This is a genomic window from Sphingomonas sp. PEI4 (assembly GCF_056679955.1).
The window spans coordinates 1,530,859-1,548,377 of record NZ_CM155258.1 but is presented as its reverse complement, the minus strand read 5'-3'; the positions used below and the strand labels follow the sequence as shown (position 1 = coordinate 1,548,377).

The following is a 17,519-nucleotide window of genomic DNA, read 5'->3' as shown; positions in this document are numbered from 1 at the left end:
GATCTGCGGAAAGGTGAGGTTGGACATGGCGCACTGGACGATCCGTGCAGACTACGACCCCGAAGCCAGCGTCTGGTATTCGGTAGACGGCGACATCCCGGGATTCGCTGCCGACGCCGCCACGCTCGAAGCACTGGTGGAAAAGGCCGCGGCGATGCTGCCCGACCTGCTCGACATCCACGCGGACGATATCGCCGACCGCGCGCGCCTCGTCGGCCCGCACCGGATCCGGATCATCGCGCACCACGAACGCGATTTCGAGATCGCGGCCTAAAGCATCATGGTCCGGGGATATGCCGCGCAGGTTCGCGATATCCTGACGGCAAACGGCTGTACCTTCGTGCGAAGCGGCAAGGGCGATCACGAAATCTGGCGCAGCCCGCATGCTCCCCGCCCGGTCGTCGTCGACGGTACGATCCTGTCCCGTCATACGGCCAATGCTATTCTGAAACAGGCAGGCCTCGCCACGAAACTCTAGGCATCACGGCCTTTTGTCCCGCCCCTCGGAACCCACTCCCCCCGCAAAAGTTAGCCGCGGCATGACCGACACATCCCCCGCCTCGAACGCCCGCAACTACCCCCTGCTGGCAGCCCCCCACATCCACCTCCACGGCCCAGTCGACGACGCGATGTACGAAACATTCAAGACGCAACTCGCCGCCGCGCCCACCGAAGGCCCGCTCGTCGTCTCGATCACCACGCTCGGCGGCGACCCCGAAGTCGCCCGCGCAATGGGCGACAACATCCGCCTGCTCCGCGAATACACTGGTCGCGAGACGCTCTTCCTCGGCAAGGTCGCGGTTTATTCCGCCGGCGCGACGTTCATGTCCGCCTTCCCCGTCGACAGCCGCTTCCTGACGCGCGGCAGCCGCATCATGATCCACGAGCGCCAGATGCAGAGCACCGTGGAACTCCATGGCCCGCTCAACACGCTACGCTACACGCTGGAAGCCAAGCTCCACGAGATCGAGGATTCGATCAACATCCAGGAAGAAGGCTTCCGCGACCTCGTGAAGGGCTCCAAGGTCGACATTGAGGACTTGAAGGCGAAGGCCCCCTCCAACTGGTACATCGAAGCCGAGGAAGCCCGCGACCTTGGCCTGGTCCTCGATATCATCTGACGCCAAGAGGGCAGGCGACGCGACAGCGGTGGTGACCCATGTTGCACCCGCGAAGCTAAGCATTTGCGGGGAGGGCCGCTGTCATGTATCGGCTCCCATAACCTATAATCACACCACGGACGGACCGCTCGCAATGGCCGAATTCTCGCTCCCGAAAAACAGCGTCGTCAAGAAGGGCGTCAAGCACGCCTCTACGAGCCAGGGTTCGGGGGACAGCAAGCGTCTGAAATCGTTCAAGGTCTATCGCTACGATCCCGACAGCGGCGAGAACCCGCGTTACGATAATTTCGAGCTCGATCTCAACGACACCGGCCCGATGGTGCTGGACGCGCTCATCAAGATGAAGAGCGAGCATGACTCCTCGCTCACCTTCCGCCGGTCGTGCCGCGAGGGCATTTGCGGCTCATGCTCGATGAACATCAACGGCAAGAACGGCCTCGCCTGCACCACTGCGATCGAGGATTGCAAGGGCGAGGTCCAGATCACCCCGTTGCCGCACATGGACGTGATCAAGGACCTGGTCCCGGATTTCACGCATTTCTACGCGCAATATTCGTCCATCAAGCCGTGGCTGCAGACCGTCACCCCGCCGCCCTCGGGCAAGGAGCGCCTCCAGTCGCCGGAAGACCGCTCGAAGCTCGACGGCCTGTACGAGTGCATCCTGTGCGCCTGCTGCTCGACCTCGTGCCCGAGCTATTGGTGGAACGCCGACAAGTTCCTCGGCCCCGCGATCCTGCTACAGGCCTATCGCTGGCTTGCCGACAGCCGCGACGAGATGACCGGCGAGCGCCTCGACGAACTCGAGGATCCGTTCCGCCTGTATCGCTGCCACACCATCATGAACTGCGCGAACGCCTGCCCCAAGGGTCTGAACCCCGCCAAGGCGATTGCCGAGATCAAGAAGATGGAAGTCGAACGGGTCATCTGATCCAGTGGGGGGAGAGGGCGTGTTATTACCCCTCTTCCCCGCCTCGATCCGCGTCCCCCCTCCGGTCCCACTCTCGCTCCCCCCTCCCGTTCGTGCTGAGCGAAGTCGAAGCACACGCTAGGGGCGGGGGATGGAATTCCCCAATGCCCTTCGACTTCGCTCAGGGCGAACGGTGTGGGGATCGAAGGACAGGTTCTTGACCACCGCCGCTCCCCAACCCCATTTCGTCGAAGCCGAAGACCCCGCCAACCCCGGCTGGCGAAGCTGGTCGCTCTCCGATCCGACCCGGTTCAACACCCTGCTCGGCCCCATGCTCTACCGCGTCGACGGCTACATCGTCCGCGTCCGCATCACGCCCGAGCATCGCCACTCGAACCTCCAGAACAACGTCCACGGCGGCGCACTCCTGGCCTTCATCGACGTAGCCCTGTTCGCAGCCGCGCGAGGCTTCGGCCTGATCACCGCCGGCACCGCGGTCACGCTCGACCTCAACACCCAATTCATCGGCGGCGGCCGCGTCGGCGAGCCGATCGAGGCGCAGGTTGAAGTCCTCAAGGAAACCGGCCGCCTCTTGTTCCTGCGGGGCCTCGTGGTGCAAGGGGAGGACGAAACGAAGATCGCCGCCTTCTCGGCTACGATCCGCAAGCCGACTGCCAGATAGCACCGGCGCCTCGCTGTTCTCCCGCGCACGCGGGAGTCCAGGAGTCACACATACAACGCCTGGGGGCCTGGGCCCCCGCCTGCGCGGGGGAACGGAAATGACGGTACTCAAGGCCTATGAGGCACTCGTAGCTTCAGGCGAACTCCGCCCCGATCCAGAGCAGGCCGCCGCCGCAGCGCGTCTGAACACCCTCGCCACCGAACTCGCCACCCCCAAATCCACCGGCTTCTTCGCCCGCTTCTCGAAAAAGCCCGACCCCCGCGGCGTCTACCTCTGGGGCGGTGTCGGTCGCGGCAAGTCCATGCTGATGGACCTGTTCTTCGCAAACGCCCCCGTCGAGAAGAAGCGTCGCGTCCATTTCGGCGAGTTCATGCTCGAGGTCCACGCGCGCATCGCCGCCGAGCGTCGCAAGGAAGTCGGCGACCCGATCGTCCCCGTCGCCACCGCGATCGCCGAGGAAACCCGCCTGCTCGCATTCGACGAGATGATGGTCACCAACAGTCCCGACGCGATGATCCTGTCGCGGCTGGTGACGTCGCTGCTCGATTCCGGCGTGACGATCGTCACCACCTCGAACCGCCCGCCCGCCGATCTCTACAAGAACGGCCTCAACCGCGAGCATTTCCTGCCCTTCATCGCGACCATCGAGCAGCGCCTCGACGTGCTCCCGCTCAACGGCCCGGTCGACTATCGCCGCGACCGCCTCGGCACGCAGGACACCTGGTTAGTCCCCAACGGCCCCGAAGCGACCGCGCAGCTCTCCGCCGCATTCTTCCGCCTCACCGACTTCTCGACAGACGACAGCGAGCACGTCCCCGCCGAGGACCTGATCGTCCAGGGCCGCACGTTGCGCGTACCGAAATCGCTCAAGGGTGTGGCGGTGTTCAGCTTCAAGAAGCTGTGCGGAGAGGCGAGGGGCGTGGCCGACTACCTCGCCATCGCGCGGAAATTCCACACGGTCATCCTCGTCGGCATCCCCAAGTTAGGGCCCGAGAACCGCAACGAGGCTGCGCGCTTCGTCGCGCTGATCGACGCGCTGTACGAGCATAAGGTAAAGCTGCTAGCCGCCGCTGATGCGGAGCCGGGCGACCTCTACGAGAAGGGCGACGGGCGGTTCGAGTTCGACCGCACGATCAGCCGCTTGGAAGAGATGCGGTCCGAGGAATACCTCGCGGAAGGCCACCTCTAGGTGACCCAAATCACTCCGTCATGCCGGGCTTGTTCCGGCATCCACTGTTCCGCGTTCTCACGACTATCGGGTGTGCGGAACCGTGGACCCCGGAACAAGCCCGGGGTGACGGAGGACGCAGGCAGGTATGGTCAACGCTTATTGCACATGCGAACTACTCGCAATAACGCCGTCACTTTTCCGCTTTAACGGTTGCCGTAGCGGGATAATGCGCGTAACCGGCGTCACCAATCACCCCGCACATCAGACGGAGACGGATTGGAATGGCTCGCAAGAAGATCGCGCTGATCGGCGCCGGTAACATCGGCGGTACGCTCGCGCACCTCGCAGCACTCAAGGGCCTTGGCGATATCGTCCTGTTCGACGTGGCCGAGGGCATCCCCCAGGGCAAGGCGCTCGACCTGTCGCAGTGCGGCCCGGTCGAAGGCTTCGACTCGCAGATCACCGGCTCGAACGACTATGCCGACATCGCCGGCGCTGACGTCATCATCGTCACCGCTGGCGTCGCACGGAAGCCCGGCATGAGCCGCGACGACCTGCTCGGCATCAATTTGAAGGTCATGAAGGCCGTCGGCGAGGGCATCAAGGCCAACGCGCCGAACGCATTCGTGATCTGCATCACCAACCCGCTCGACGCGATGGTCTGGGCACTCCGCGAGTTCTCGGGCCTGCCGCACCACATGGTCGTCGGCATGGCCGGCGTGCTCGACTCGGCACGCTTCAGCCACTTCCTCGCCGACGAGTTCAAGGTCTCGGTCAAGGACGTCACCAGCTTCGTGCTCGGCGGCCACGGCGACACGATGGTCCCAGTCATCAGCTACTCGACCGTGTCGGGCATCCCGGTTCCCGATCTCATCGCGATGGGCATGTCGAGCCAGGAAAAGATCGACGCGATCGTCAAGCGCACGCGCGGCGGCGGTGGCGAGATCGTCGCCCTGCTGAAGACGGGCAGTGCCTATTACGCGCCCGCCACCAGTGGCATCGCGATGGCCGAGGCGTATCTGTACGACCAGAAGCGCGTGCTGCCGGCTGCGGCGTACGTTTCCGGCGAGTACGGCCTTACCGATCTGTACGTCGGCGTGCCGGTGGTGATCGGTGCGGGCGGCGTCGAGAAGATCGTCGAGATCAAGCTTGACGACGAAGCCAAGCAGAACCTCACCGTGTCGGTCGACGCGGTCAAGGAACTGCTGGTCGCCTGCAAGGCGATCGACGGTTCGCTGAACTGATTTGAGGAACTGAGCTGAACCAATCTGCTGTTCCCCGGCGAAGGCCGGGGCCCAGTTGGGAGAACTCCCGAGATGGACACCGCCTTCTGCGTCTACATCATGGCCAGCAGGCGGAACGGGACGATCTATCTCGGCGTCACCAGCAATCTTCCCAAACGCGTATGGGAGCATCGCAACGGTGTCGTCGCAGGGTTCACGAAGAAACATGGTTGTCATCTGCTCGTATGGTACGAAGCCTATGACGATCTGGACGCCGCCCGGCAGCGCGAGCTGCGGATGAAGGAATGGAAACGGGACTGGAAGGTGAAAGAGATCGAAGGGATGAACCCGAACTGGGATGATCTGTTCGATTCGCTGACGCCAAACTGATCCGCCTTCCCAACTGGGCCCCGGCCTCCGCCGGGGAACAAGAGAAAGAAAATTAGATGAGCATCCTCGTCGACAAGAACACCAAGGTCATCACGCAAGGCATGACCGGCGAAACCGGTAGCTTTCATACAAAGATGGCGCTGGAATACGGCACGCAGATGGTTGGCGGCGTTACGCCCGGCAAGGGCGGCACCACCCACCTCGACCTGCCGGTCTACAACACCGTGGCCGAGGCCAAGGCGATGACCGGCGCGACCGCATCGGTCATCTACGTGCCGCCTCCCTTCGCGGCCGATTCGATCCTCGAGGCGATCGACGCCGAGATCGCGCTGATCGTCGCGATCACCGAGGGCATTCCGGTGCTCGACATGGTCAAGGTCAAGCGCGCGCTGTCCGGCTCCAAGTCGCGGCTCATTGGTCCGAACTGCCCCGGCGTGCTGACCCCCGGCGAGTGCAAGATCGGCATCATGCCCGGCTCGATCTTCAAGAAGGGCTCGGTCGGCGTTGTCAGCCGTTCAGGCACGCTCACCTATGAGGCGGTGTTCCAGACGTCGAACGCAGGCCTTGGTCAGACGACCGCGGTCGGCATCGGTGGCGATCCGGTCAACGGCACGAACTTCATCGACGTGCTCGAACTGTTCCTCGCCGATGACGAGACCCAGTCGATCATCATGATCGGCGAAATCGGCGGCGACGCAGAAGAGCAGGCGGCTCAGTTCCTCCGCGACGAAGCCAAGCGCGGTCGGTCGAAGCCGATGGCAGGCTTCATCGCCGGCCGTACGGCGCCTCCGGGCCGTCGCATGGGCCATGCCGGCGCGATCGTGTCGGGCGGCAAGGGCGACGCGGAGAGCAAGATCGCGGCGATGGAAGCTGCCGGGATCAAGGTCTCGGAAAGCCCCAGCCTGCTCGGCGAGACGCTGCTGAGCGTGTTGAAGGGCTGATTGAACTACCCCTCTCCCGTTCGGGGAGAGGGAAGGAGCTGCCTTTTGGCAGCGGAAGGGTGAGGGCACGTGACCGCCCGTGCCCTCACCCTCCCACCCGCAAGTGCGGGCGGGCCCCTCCCTCTCCCCCGCGGGGAGAGGGAAATTGAGGACGAGAACGATGGGCTACGAAGGCCAGGATTTCAGCGATATCGCAGCCGGCGTCAGCCCGGCGTTCGTGGAGACGCTCTACGCCAAGTTCAACGCGGACCCGGCCTCGGTCGAATCCGGTTGGCGCGCGTTCTTCGAGGGTCTCGAAGGTTCCGCGCAGGGCCCGAGCTGGGAGAGCGCCCGCTGGCCGCTCACCACCACGGATGACCTGACCGCCGCGCTCGATCCGACTCAGATGGAGCCCGCGCCCAAGCCCGCCAAGGGTGGCAAGCCCGCCCCCGCTGCAGCAGCGCCCGCACCCGTCTCGAAGGAAGAGATCGCCAAGGCCGCGGCCGACGCGATCCGCGCACAGATGCTCGTCCGCACCTACCGCGTGCGTGGCCACCTCACCGCAAACCTCGATCCGCTCGGTCTGTCGAAGCGCGAGATGCCCGAGGATCTGAAGACCGAATATCACGGCTTCTCCGACGCGGACATCGACCGGAAGGTCTATCTCGGCGGCACGATGGGCTTCGAATGGGTCTCGATCCGCGAACTCGTCGACACGTTGCGCAAGAATTATTGCGGCAATGTCGGCCTCGAATACATGCACATCTCCGACGTCGAGGAGCGCCGCTTCCTCCAGGAGCGCATGGAGGGCCAGGACAAGGCGATCGAATTCTCCACCGACGGCAAGAAGGCGATCCTCACCAAGGTGATCCAGGCCGAGCAGTGGGAGAAATTCCTCGGCAAGAAGTATGTCGGCACGAAGCGCTTCGGGCTCGACGGCGGCGAATCGATGATTCCCGCGCTCGAGAGCGTCATCAAGTACGGCGGCCAGATGGGCGTGCGCGAGATCGTCATCGGCATGGCGCATCGCGGTCGCCTCAACGTGCTCGCCAACGTGATGGCTAAGCCATTGCGCGTGATCTTCCACGAATTCGCCGGCGGTTCGGCCAACCCCGATGACATCGGCGGCTCGGGCGACGTGAAGTATCACCTCGGTACCAGCACCGATCGCGAGTTCGACGGCCACAAGGTTCACATGAGCCTGGTCGCCAACCCGTCGCATCTCGAAGCCGCCGATCCCGTCGTGCTCGGCAAGACGCGCGCGATCCAGACGCTCAACAACGATCTGAAGGACCACGCCGCCTCGCTCCCCGTGCTGATCCACGGCGACGCGGCGTTCGCGGGGCAGGGGATCGTCTGGGAGTGCCTCGGCTTCTCCGGCATCCGCGGCTATAACACCGGCGGTTGCGTCCACTTCATCATCAACAACCAGGTCGGCTTCACGACCTCGCCACAGTTCGCGCGCTCGTCGCCTTACCCGTCTGACGTCGCAAAGGGCGTCCAGGCACCGGTCTTCCACGTCAATGGCGACGATCCTGAAGCGGTTACCTTCGCGACCAAGATGGCGATGGAATTCCGCCAGAAGTTCCACCGCGATATCGTCATCGACATGTGGTGCTATCGCCGCTTCGGCCACAACGAAGGCGACGAGCCGTCCTTCACGCAGCCGCTCATGTACGACATCATCCGCAAGCACCCCGGCGTCTCGTCGGTGTACGGCGATCGCCTGATCAAGGAAGGCGTGATCGACCAAGCCTGGGTCGACGAGAATGTGAAGCAGTTCACGCTCCGTCTCGAAGGCGAGTTCGAAGCTGGGTCGTCCTACAAGCCCAACCGTGCCGATTGGTTCGGCGGACGCTGGACCGGCCTCAGCGCGCCGACCGATGGCGGCTCTGCCCGTCGCAACGTCGAGACCGGCCTGACCACGAAGCTGTTCGACTCGCTCGGCCGCACGCTGACGACCGTTCCGGACAGCGTGAAGATCCACAAGACGCTGGCCCGCGTGATCGATGCCAAGCGCGAGATGTTCAAGACGGGCAAGAACTTCGACTGGGCGACCGGCGAGGCGCTCGCGTTCGGCGGCCTGCTCTCGGAAGGCTACGGCGTTCGCCTGTCCGGCCAGGATTCGGGTCGCGGCACCTTCTCGCAGCGCCATGCCGTGTGGGTCGACCAGACCGACGAGCATAAGTACGTGCCGTTGCAGGAGATCGAACACGGTCGCTTCGAAGTGCTCGACAGCCCGCTGTCCGAATACGGTGTGCTCGGGTTCGAATATGGCTACGCGCTCGCCGACCCGAAGACGCTCGTCCTCTGGGAGGCGCAGTTCGGCGATTTTGTCAACGGCGCGCAGATCATGATCGATCAGTTCATCACGTCCGGCGAGTCGAAGTGGCTCCGCGCCAACGGCCTCGTGATGCTGCTCCCGCACGGCTATGAAGGGCAGGGGCCAGAGCATAGCTCGGCACGTCCCGAGCGCTTCCTGCAATCGTGCGCGGACGACAATATCCAGGTCGCGAACTGCACCAGCCCGGCGAACTATTTCCACCTGCTTCGCCGGCAGATGCACCGCAACTTCCGCAAGCCGTTGATCGTGATGACGCCGAAGTCGTTGCTGCGCCACAAGCTCGCAGTCTCGAACGCCGAGGATTTCCAGGGCGACAGCCACTTCCGCCGCCTGCTTTCGGATACCAATCCGGCTGCCGACGTCGATACGAAGCGGCTCGTTTTGTGCACGGGCAAGGTCGCGTACGACCTGATCGAGGCACGCAACGCGGCGGGCGGCACCGACACGCAGATCGTCCGCGTCGAACAGCTCTATCCCTTCCCCGGCAACCCGATCGCCGAGCGCGTCGCACGGATGCCGAACCTGGAAGAGATCGTCTGGGCGCAGGAAGAGCCGAAGAACAACGGCTATTGGTTCTTCGTCGAGCCGCTGATCGAGGAGGCGCTGGCAAGCGTGAACTCGCCGGTGAAGCGCGCGCGCTACGCCGGCCGCAACGCCTCGGCGTCGCCCGCGACCGGCCTGATGAAGCGTCACCAGGCCGAACAGGGCGCGCTCGTCGCCGACGCGCTCGGCCATTCCGTGCGCGACGAAATCCGCCGCGCGCGCAAAACCGAAGACGAACGCTCTGCCGGCAAGGCTGGCGCATAACTCCAATTCCTGCATCTCCGCCTGTGCGGGGATTGAAGAGGTAGAAGATCATGGCAACCGAAGTCACCGTCCCCGTCCTGGGTGAATCGATCACCGAAGCCACCCTCGGCGAGTGGCTTAAGCAGCCCGGCGATCCTGTCGCCGTCGACGAGCCCATCGCCAGCCTCGAGACCGACAAGGTCTCGGTCGAGGTCCCTTCGCCGGTCGCCGGCATCATGGGCCAGCACGCTGTTGCTGTCGGTGACACCGTCCAGGTCGGCGGCATGCTAGCCACGATCGACGCCGGTGATGGCGCCGCCGCTTCGGCCAAGGCGCCGGAGCCTGCCGCAACCGCAACGCCGTCTGCTCCCGCGCCGACCACGTCGGGCGCAGGCTACGGCGATCAGCCCGGTACCGGCACCAGCGAGTCGCCGGCAGCTCTCTCCCCGTCGGTCCGCCGCGCGGTGCTGGAGCACGGCGTCGATCCCGGCACGGTCAAGGGCACCGGCCGCGACGGTCGCATCACCAAGGAAGACGTGACCGCGGCTGCTTCGAGCAAGCCTGCTCCGGCCGCTCCTGCAGCAGCGCCCGCCCCGGCAGCGGCCCCCGCTGCGGCCTCGGGTCGCGGCGAAGAGCGCGTCCGCATGACGCGCCTCCGCCAGACGATCGCCAAGCGCCTCAAGGAAGCGCAGAACACCGCCGCGATGCTGACGACGTTCAACGACGTCGACATGACCGCGGTGATCGCGGCCCGCGCCAAGTACAAGGACCTGTTCGAGAAGAAGCACGGCGTCCGGTTGGGCTTCATGGGCTTCTTCGTGAAGGCCGCCACCATGGCGCTGCGCGACATTCCTAGCGTCAACGCCTCGATCGACGGCGACGACATCGTCTATCACGATTACGCCGACATCTCGGTCGCGGTCTCGTCGCCGGGCGGCCTCGTCGTCCCCGTGATCCGCGACGCCGACCAGATGTCAGTCGCGACGATCGAGAAGACGATCGGCGACTTCGGCAAGCGTGCCAAGGAAGGCGCGCTCAAGATGGACGAGATGAAGGGCGGCACCTTCACGATCTCGAACGGCGGCGTGTTCGGCTCGCTGATGTCGACCCCGATCATCAACCCGCCGCAGTCGGCTGTGCTGGGTCTCCACCGCATCGAGGAACGCCCCGTCGTCGTGAACGGCCAGATCGTCATCCGCCCGATGATGTATCTCGCGCTCAGCTACGATCACCGCCTGATCGACGGCCGCGAAGCCGTGACGTTCCTGGTGGCGCTGAAAAATGCTATCGAGGATCCGACGCGGATTCTTATCGACCTGTGAGGTAGCAATGGACTGGCGCGACCACATTCACTCGGACCCCGGCATCATGGGCGGCAAGCCCGTCTTTCGGGGTACGCGCTATACCGTGGAACGTGTCCTGAAGCTGGTTGGCGCGGGATGGTCCTATGACCAGATCGCGGAAGAATATCCGGGGGTGCTTTCCGAGCACCTCCGTGCCGCCGCGCTGTTTGCCGCAGACCTCATGCACGACGAAAGCTATGTCGCGATCGGCCGGGCACGCGCGGCTTGAGGCTGATGTGCGATGCGAACATCGGTAGCCGCATCGCTCGCGTCCTGAGTGCAGTTGGTCATGATGTCGTACGCGCTTCTGTCGTTCTGCCCGACGAAAAGGACGACGTCATTCTTGCTTATGCGGTCGCTGAAGATCGCTTCCTTATCACGTGTGATCGTGATTTCGGCGAACTGGTCTTCTTGAAGCAAGCGGCCGCACCGCCCGGCATCATCTATGTCCGGTTCGAGCCGGACGACGTCGAACAGATCCTTCCGCGGTTGTTGCCACTCCTCGAATTCGACGAGTGCAATGGCCATATGACTGTCATCGGGACGAAGCGTGATCGCTCTGTTCCCCTCCCAGCGAAGAGCAAAGACAATGGCTGACTACGACTATGACGTCCTCGTGATCGGTGCGGGCCCCGGCGGTTACGTCGCGGCGATCCGTGCAGCGCAGCTCGGCCTGCGCACCGCCTGCGCCGAATCGCGCGAGACGCTCGGCGGCACCTGCCTCAACGTCGGCTGCATCCCGTCCAAGGCGCTGCTCCACGCATCCGAGATCTACGAGGAAGCCAAGGGCGGCCACATGACGAAGTTCGGCGTGAACTTCGAAGGCGTCACGCTGAACCTCGACCAGATGCACGCCGAGAAGGCCAAGGCCGTCAAGGAACTGACCGGCGGCGTCGAATTCCTGTTCAAGAAGAACAAGGTGACCTGGCTCAAGGGCCTCGCCGCGTTCCAGGACGCGCATACGGTGGAAATCGCCGGCCAGAAGGTCACCGCCAAGAACATCGTCATCGCCACCGGCTCGAGCGTGATGTCGCTCCCTGGCGTCGAGATCGATCAGGTGACCGTCGTCGACAGCACCGGCGCATTGGCACTCCCCAAGGTGCCCGAGCACATGGTCGTCATCGGCGGCGGCGTGATCGGCCTCGAACTCGGCAGCGTCTGGCGTCGCCTCGGCGCGAAGGTCACCGTCGTCGAGTTCGTCGACCAGATCCTCCCCGGCTTCGACGGCGAAGTCCGCCGCGAGACGGCCAAGCTGTTCAAGAAGCAGGGCATGGAGCTGAAGCTCTCGACCAAGGTCACCGGCGTCACCGTCGACAACGGCGTCGCGACCGTCACCGTCGAGCCCGCAGCGGGTGGCGCGTCCGAGACGCTGACCGCCGACGCGGTACTCGTCTCGATCGGCCGCAAGGCGAACGTCGACGGCCTCAACCTCGCGTCGATCGGTCTGGAACTCAACAAGCGCGGCCAGATCGAGACCGACCACTCGTTCCGCACCAAGGTCGATGGCGTCTGGGCGATCGGCGACTGCGTCCCCGGCCCGATGCTCGCACACAAGGCCGAGGACGAGGGCGTCGCGGTCGCGGAAAACATCGCCGGCCAGACCGGCATCGTCAACGAGGACGTCATCCCGAGCGTCGTCTATACGATGCCCGAGATCGCCGGTGTCGGCCTGACGGAAGAGGCTGCGAAGGAAAAGACGGAGATCAAGGTCGGCAAGTTCCCGTTCGCCGCGAACAGCCGCGCCAAGACCAACCGCGACACCGACGGCTTCGTCAAGATCATCGCCGACGCGAAGACCGATCGCGTCCTCGGCGTCTGGATCATCTCCAGCCTCGCCGGCACGCTGATCGCCGAAGCCACCATCGCGATGGAATTCGGCGCGACCAGCGAGGACATCGCCTACACCTGCCACGCGCATCCGACGCATGCCGAAGCGATCAAGGAAGCGGCGATGGCGGTGCAGGGCAAGCCCATTCACATTTAGCAAAAGCTAAATGTGAATCTAAAGGGCTTGCCCGGCCGGCGGCGCTCCAGCGCCGTCCGACGACAGGGGCTTTGCCCCTGTCCGCCAAGCAGGCCCTGGTTCTGTTTTCTCAAAGGAACGGTGGACTGCCCGGAAGGTAAGCTTTGGTTCTCCCGCGGACGCGGGAGCCCAGCGAAATACCGATATCCACCCGAATGACGTGCCGCTCTGCCCGGCCGGTCCAAATCCGAAGTGTCAACCCTCCGGACCCTGGGCCCCCGCTTTCGCGGGGGGAACAGGTTATGTGGCGAAGTGCGACGCGGCCTGAACGATCAGGCCGCCCCACTCCATCGAACGCCCCCCAGCGTCAGAACCCGACGCTGATCGTCCCGAACCACTGCCGCGGTGCGACCGGGAACTGGTTGAACGTCCCGCTCGCCGCACCAATGCTCAGCGTCGACGCCGCACGCTTGTTGGTGATGTTCGTCACGTTGAGGCTCACCGTCGCGGTCCGCACGATCTGCCCCTCCGCCAACGGCACCCGCGCCGCCAGCCGCCCCGACAGCGTGAAGTAGGACGGCACCGCCAGATCGTTGGTATAGGTCGCGAAACGCTTGCCGATATAATCGCCGACCAGTTGCGCGTCGAAAATCCCGTAATTGGCCGACGCGGTGAACTTGTTGAGCCAGTCCGGGCTGCCCGGTACCTTCTTTCCCGCGGTCGCGACGGTGCTCGTACCGCTGATGTAGTTCTCTTCGTAGCGCGAATTATTATACGACAGCGCGTCATAGAACGAGAAGTGCGAGCCGAACCGGAAGGTGCCGGCGATGTCGAACCCGTCGGTCTTCACCGCACCGACATTCTGCAGGATCGCCGCGCCGCTGACGACCGCGGTCACCACCGGGTTGGGGCTGATCCCGAGCAGGCGGTTGCTGAAGTCGACATGGTAGACGCTGATCTGGCCCTCGAACCCGGTGAGCGGGCCGAGATTGAGCGCATGGTGCGAGCGCAAGCCCGCTTCATAGGTCCAGCTCGTCTCCGGCTCGACGTCCTGCTTGAACAGGTCGAACGCCGCCTGGCTGCCGAGCGCGAATGGCGACAACCCTGCCGCGGCACTGGTCTGGAACTGGCGGATGTTCTTCTGCACGTTGACGAACACCTGCTCGTCGTCGGTCGCATCCCAGAGTGCGCCGAGCTGTGGCAGGAAGTATTTGTGCGTGTCGATCTTGCCGACCGGCAGCGCGACCGAGCCGGTGAACGAGCCCGGGATCGGCTGCGTCGGCACGCGCTGCGGTGCGTTCTGGAACGTGCTCTTGACGCCGCCGAGTATGGTCAGCGTCGGCAGCAGCTTCCAGCTGTCCTGGATATGCGCCTGATATTCGTCGACGCGCACTTCGCTGTGATATTGCGTGATCAGCGGCGTCAGCTCCTCGCGCGGGCGCTGGTACGGCGTGCTCGGATCGTTGACCGGGAAGGGATACCAGCGACGATAGGCGGACGAGCTCTGATGCTCGTACCATGCACCGAATTCGACGTGATGCGCGCCGAGATCGAGCGCGACGGTGGAGACCAGACCACCGCGATCGATCCGATATTCTGTGGTGCGTGTCGCGAGCCCCGATCCGCCGAACACGGTCGTCAAATTCTGGCCGGGATAATAGAACGAGAACAGCCGGGGCAGGCCGGCGACGTCGATCGGGCCGCCGATGACACCGACGCCGTCGTTATGATGATAATAAGCCTGGTTCGAGAAGGTCACGCGGTCGCTGACGTTCCAGTCGTATTTGACGTAGCCGAGGTAATCGGTACGCGCCGCCACGCCGTAATAATTGCGATAGTTCGCGCCGTCCGCCTTGTACGCACCCGAGTTGAGATAGGCGAGCATCGCGCCGAAATCGGGGTAGACGAAGGGGCGCACATACGGCGCGGTTCCTTGCGTCGCGGTGGTGACGACGGTCGAATCCTCGTTCGGCTCGGTCTTGTCCGAAAAGGCGCCGTACAGCGTCAGCTTGCCGTTGCTGTCGTCGTGGACGAACTTCGCATTGGCCTGGTACCCACCCTGGATGCCGTTGAAATCCCATGCCTTCGCCTTCTGGCGCGAGCCGGAGATGTAGAAGCTGTTGCCGTTGCCGAACGTCCCGCTGTCGATCCGCGCGAACAACCGCGAGGTCGAATGGCTGCCGAGCGTCTGGTCGACCTGGGCGCCGAGATCCTTGCGTGGATCGCTCGAGAACGTGTCGATCGTCCCGCCGAGATTGCTGGTCGATGCGGTGCCGAGATCGCCCGCGCCGCTTGCCAGCGTGACGCGAGAAACGTTCTCCGAGATGATCGCGCGTTGCGGCGACAGGCCGTTGTAATTGCCGTAATTCTGGTCGCCGAGCGGCAGGCCGTCGAGCGTGTAGCCAAGCTGCTGCGCATTGAAACCGTGCACGAACAGCGAGATGTTCTGTTCGTTGTTGCCCCACGGATCGGCGGTCAGGAACGTCACGCCGGGCAGCGTCTGCAACGCCTTCAACGGGCTGACACCCGGCAGGATCTTCTGCATGTCGACGCCGCTGACCTGCGTCACCGACCGCGTCGCCGCGCCCGTGACGACGATCGTATCGTCCTGTCCGGCAGGAGCGGGCGAAGGATCCGCCGCGCTGGTGGGCGACGTCACCGCGCCCGGTTCGGCCTCGACGGATATCAGGGATTGCGCGACGGCGACGCCCGGAACCGTACCGATCGCGACGGCGCCGACGGCACCACACAACAACCGCGCGATGCGGCTCGAAAACTCGGTCATCTTGAAACCCCTTAGTGAGATCGATCGATCGTCACTCCCGGGGCAGCGCCTATGAGGAGCTCGGGACAGCGGGATTACGGATTTGCGTCAGATTTAATTAGCCGTCGCAAACAGGACGAACCGTGTGCGCGACGATGGCCAGCCGTCCAGGCGCACCGCCGTTAGGCGCACGGTGAGCTGTCCGACCAACGGCAAAATCGCCCCCGAAGATCGCAACCCGGCCGGTCGCGTCCGTCACGCATTCCTCCGTTCGCACGTCTACATAAAGGCCGCCTGAGCCGCCCGCACTGGACCGCAACGCCGCTTACGGCGTCGCGGTCCTGCACAGTCAAGCGGCAGGCGGGTCCTTCTTCCCGGTCGGCTTGCCGAACCCGACGAACAACCGCTCCAGCCCCACCGTGACCGAGTCCAGCACCTTCGCGAATTCCGGCGGCAGCGTGTTCGTCTCGCTCCGCGGCGGCTCCGGCGTATCCCCGGCGAACGGACCATTGCCCTGCGGCTTGGTCGACTCGGCCGCCATGTCCGGCTCGACCTTCGACGCTACAGGCTCAGCCTGCGGCGAGGGCGAGGCAGGGGGCGTCGGAGGCTTCGACCGAGCACTTGGCTTCGCGTCATGCTTCGCGATCGCCGCCGCCGCCGCCATAAGGCCCGCCGCAATCAACTGCCGTCCGGCAGGCGTCCCCATTTGCCGCGCGATCGTCGCGGCGATTCCGGCGAACGGCGTGCCGCCGTCATGCTTGCGGCCCTCATGCTTATGGCGGCCATGTTCGCGACTGGCGTGTTCGCGATCGTCGTGCGCCGCGGCGTCGGCCTCATGTGCCTCGCGCGCGTGGCTCTCATGCCGACCATCCATGGCGCCACGTGCCGCCTCCATCTCGGCCTCGCGCTCGCGCCGCTTACGCTCGTCCTTCTTCTTGCCCATGTCGTCCTCTGTGCCGTTCGATCTATGTGTACGACAAAGATAATACACCAATGCAGCAGTGCAACCCCGGCGCGGCGACCGGGGCGATTGGTCCGACGGCTGATTATTTGCCGGCCCACGCTCCCGGCAATCGCCACGTCACCTTGTGCGTCGAGTGGCTGATCATCGGCTTGCCATCGAAGCCGAGCGCCGGCGTATAGCGCGCCCGCGACATGATCGCGCGGCAGGCCGCCTTGTCGAGTTCGACTTCGCCGCTCGTCACCACCGTCCGACAATCGGCGGCGCGGCCGTCCAGGCCGATCGTCCACAGGATCATCGACGTCCCCTGCGCACCCTTGCCGACCACCGACATCGGGTAGTCGCCGGTCGAAATCCAGTTCCCCGGAGATCCTGTCGCGCTGGCTGGCTGGGCGATCCGCGATCGCTCGGTCGGATCGATCCCCCACAGCTTGACCGTCGCATCGTTGCACTTCGCCAAAGCCTCGAACGCCGCCTTCGCTTTAGGCACGGCGAACGCCCATCCCGGCATCTTGTCCGGCGCGACCCGAAGCACGGCGTCGGCCGGCAGCGTCTCGAACAGCGCGGCGTCGACGGGCATCCGCGTCATCCGCTTCCCCGAGACCTGTGTCGGATAGCTTTCGTACCGGCTCTCGTCCGATCCACCGCCCCCTATGCTGATCTTGGCCTGCCCCAGCCGCATCGTCGGGTTTCGATCGTTGGTGTAGACCATCAGGTCGAGCCACGTTGCCAGCGGCACCCTGCGCAGGGCCATGATCGTCTCCGCCTTGCCGGTACCGTATGTCCGGCCGAGCGTGCAGGCCGTGTCGCCGTAATCGACGTTCCACTTGCTCGATGGCGTCATGGGTACAGCGGCTATGGGCTCGGCCATCGCGGCCGCCACGGCCAGTGCCGTCATCATCGGCATCGGCGAATGTCCTGCATCATATCGTCCCCCTTGACGT

At 64.5% G+C, this 17,519-nt stretch carries 17 protein-coding genes; 14 read left to right on the top strand and 3 right to left on the bottom strand.

Annotated features, from left to right (window positions below):
- Positions 1–25 precede the first annotated feature (25 nt).
- From AC1MLZ_RS07070 to lpdA, 14 genes are all read left to right on the top strand, one after another.
- Positions 26–274, top strand: a complete 249-nt coding sequence (locus AC1MLZ_RS07070; RefSeq protein ID WP_480961005.1) for a DUF1902 domain-containing protein — start codon at positions 26–28, stop codon at positions 272–274.
- Between the two features lie 6 nt (positions 275–280).
- Positions 281–478 (top strand): type II toxin-antitoxin system HicA family toxin, encoded by a 198-nt coding sequence (locus AC1MLZ_RS07065; protein WP_121903549.1) that lies wholly within the window; start codon positions 281–283, stop codon positions 476–478.
- 61 nt (positions 479–539) lie between these two features.
- Positions 540–1,121, top strand: a complete 582-nt coding sequence (locus AC1MLZ_RS07060) for a ClpP family protease (protein WP_480961004.1) — start codon at positions 540–542, stop codon at positions 1,119–1,121.
- A gap of 133 nt (positions 1,122–1,254) precedes the next feature.
- Entirely contained in the window at positions 1,255–2,049 is a 795-nt protein-coding gene (locus tag AC1MLZ_RS07055; protein ID WP_480961003.1) for a succinate dehydrogenase iron-sulfur subunit, read from the top strand.
- A 196-nt stretch (positions 2,050–2,245) separates the two neighbouring features.
- Positions 2,246–2,710 carry a PaaI family thioesterase gene (locus AC1MLZ_RS07050; protein WP_480961002.1) on the top strand — a complete coding sequence of 155 codons (465 nt, stop codon included), beginning with the start codon at positions 2,246–2,248 and terminating at the stop codon, positions 2,708–2,710.
- Between the two features lie 97 nt (positions 2,711–2,807).
- Entirely contained in the window at positions 2,808–3,899 is a 1,092-nt protein-coding gene (zapE, locus tag AC1MLZ_RS07045) for a cell division protein ZapE (protein ID WP_480961001.1), read from the top strand.
- A 263-nt stretch (positions 3,900–4,162) separates the two neighbouring features.
- A complete protein-coding gene (gene mdh / locus AC1MLZ_RS07040; protein ID WP_480961000.1) occupies positions 4,163–5,125 on the top strand; it encodes a malate dehydrogenase in 963 nt (320 codons plus the stop codon).
- 72 nt (positions 5,126–5,197) lie between these two features.
- Positions 5,198–5,494: a GIY-YIG nuclease family protein gene (locus AC1MLZ_RS07035; protein WP_480960999.1), complete on the top strand. Its 297-nt coding sequence runs from the start codon at positions 5,198–5,200 to the stop codon at positions 5,492–5,494.
- Between the two features lie 56 nt (positions 5,495–5,550).
- Complete coding sequence (gene sucD / locus AC1MLZ_RS07030; protein WP_332755579.1) at positions 5,551–6,435, top strand: succinate--CoA ligase subunit alpha; 885 nt, start codon at positions 5,551–5,553, stop codon at positions 6,433–6,435.
- A gap of 160 nt (positions 6,436–6,595) precedes the next feature.
- Positions 6,596–9,565: a 2-oxoglutarate dehydrogenase E1 component gene (locus tag AC1MLZ_RS07025; protein ID WP_480960998.1), complete on the top strand. Its 2,970-nt coding sequence runs from the start codon at positions 6,596–6,598 to the stop codon at positions 9,563–9,565.
- Positions 9,566–9,615: 50 nt separating this feature from the next.
- Complete coding sequence (gene odhB / locus AC1MLZ_RS07020; RefSeq protein WP_480960997.1) at positions 9,616–10,866, top strand: 2-oxoglutarate dehydrogenase complex dihydrolipoyllysine-residue succinyltransferase; 1,251 nt, start codon at positions 9,616–9,618, stop codon at positions 10,864–10,866.
- Positions 10,867–10,873: 7 nt separating this feature from the next.
- Entirely contained in the window at positions 10,874–11,116 is a 243-nt protein-coding gene (locus AC1MLZ_RS07015) for a DUF433 domain-containing protein (RefSeq protein WP_147079310.1), read from the top strand.
- A gap of 5 nt (positions 11,117–11,121) precedes the next feature.
- Complete coding sequence (locus AC1MLZ_RS07010) at positions 11,122–11,484, top strand: DUF5615 family PIN-like protein (protein WP_480960996.1); 363 nt, start codon at positions 11,122–11,124, stop codon at positions 11,482–11,484.
- Positions 11,477–12,871, top strand: coding sequence for a dihydrolipoyl dehydrogenase (gene lpdA / locus AC1MLZ_RS07005; protein ID WP_480960995.1), 1,395 nt, complete (start codon positions 11,477–11,479; stop codon positions 12,869–12,871). Before AC1MLZ_RS07010 ends, lpdA begins: the two co-directional genes overlap by 8 nt.
- A 346-nt stretch (positions 12,872–13,217) precedes the next feature.
- Here lpdA and AC1MLZ_RS07000 read toward each other — a convergent pair whose 3' ends face one another.
- From AC1MLZ_RS07000 to AC1MLZ_RS06990, 3 genes are all read right to left on the bottom strand, one after another.
- Positions 13,218–15,635: a TonB-dependent receptor domain-containing protein gene (locus AC1MLZ_RS07000; RefSeq protein WP_480960994.1), complete on the bottom strand. Its 2,418-nt coding sequence runs from the start codon at positions 15,633–15,635 to the stop codon at positions 13,218–13,220.
- 328 nt (positions 15,636–15,963) lie between these two features.
- On the bottom strand, positions 15,964–16,557 hold the full coding sequence (locus AC1MLZ_RS06995; RefSeq protein WP_480960993.1) for a hypothetical protein: 594 nt from the start codon (positions 16,555–16,557) through the stop codon (positions 15,964–15,966).
- A 103-nt stretch (positions 16,558–16,660) separates the two neighbouring features.
- Positions 16,661–17,482 (bottom strand): energy transducer TonB, encoded by an 822-nt coding sequence (locus tag AC1MLZ_RS06990; RefSeq protein ID WP_480960992.1) that lies wholly within the window; start codon positions 17,480–17,482, stop codon positions 16,661–16,663.
- Between the last annotated feature and the right edge of the window lie 37 nt (positions 17,483–17,519).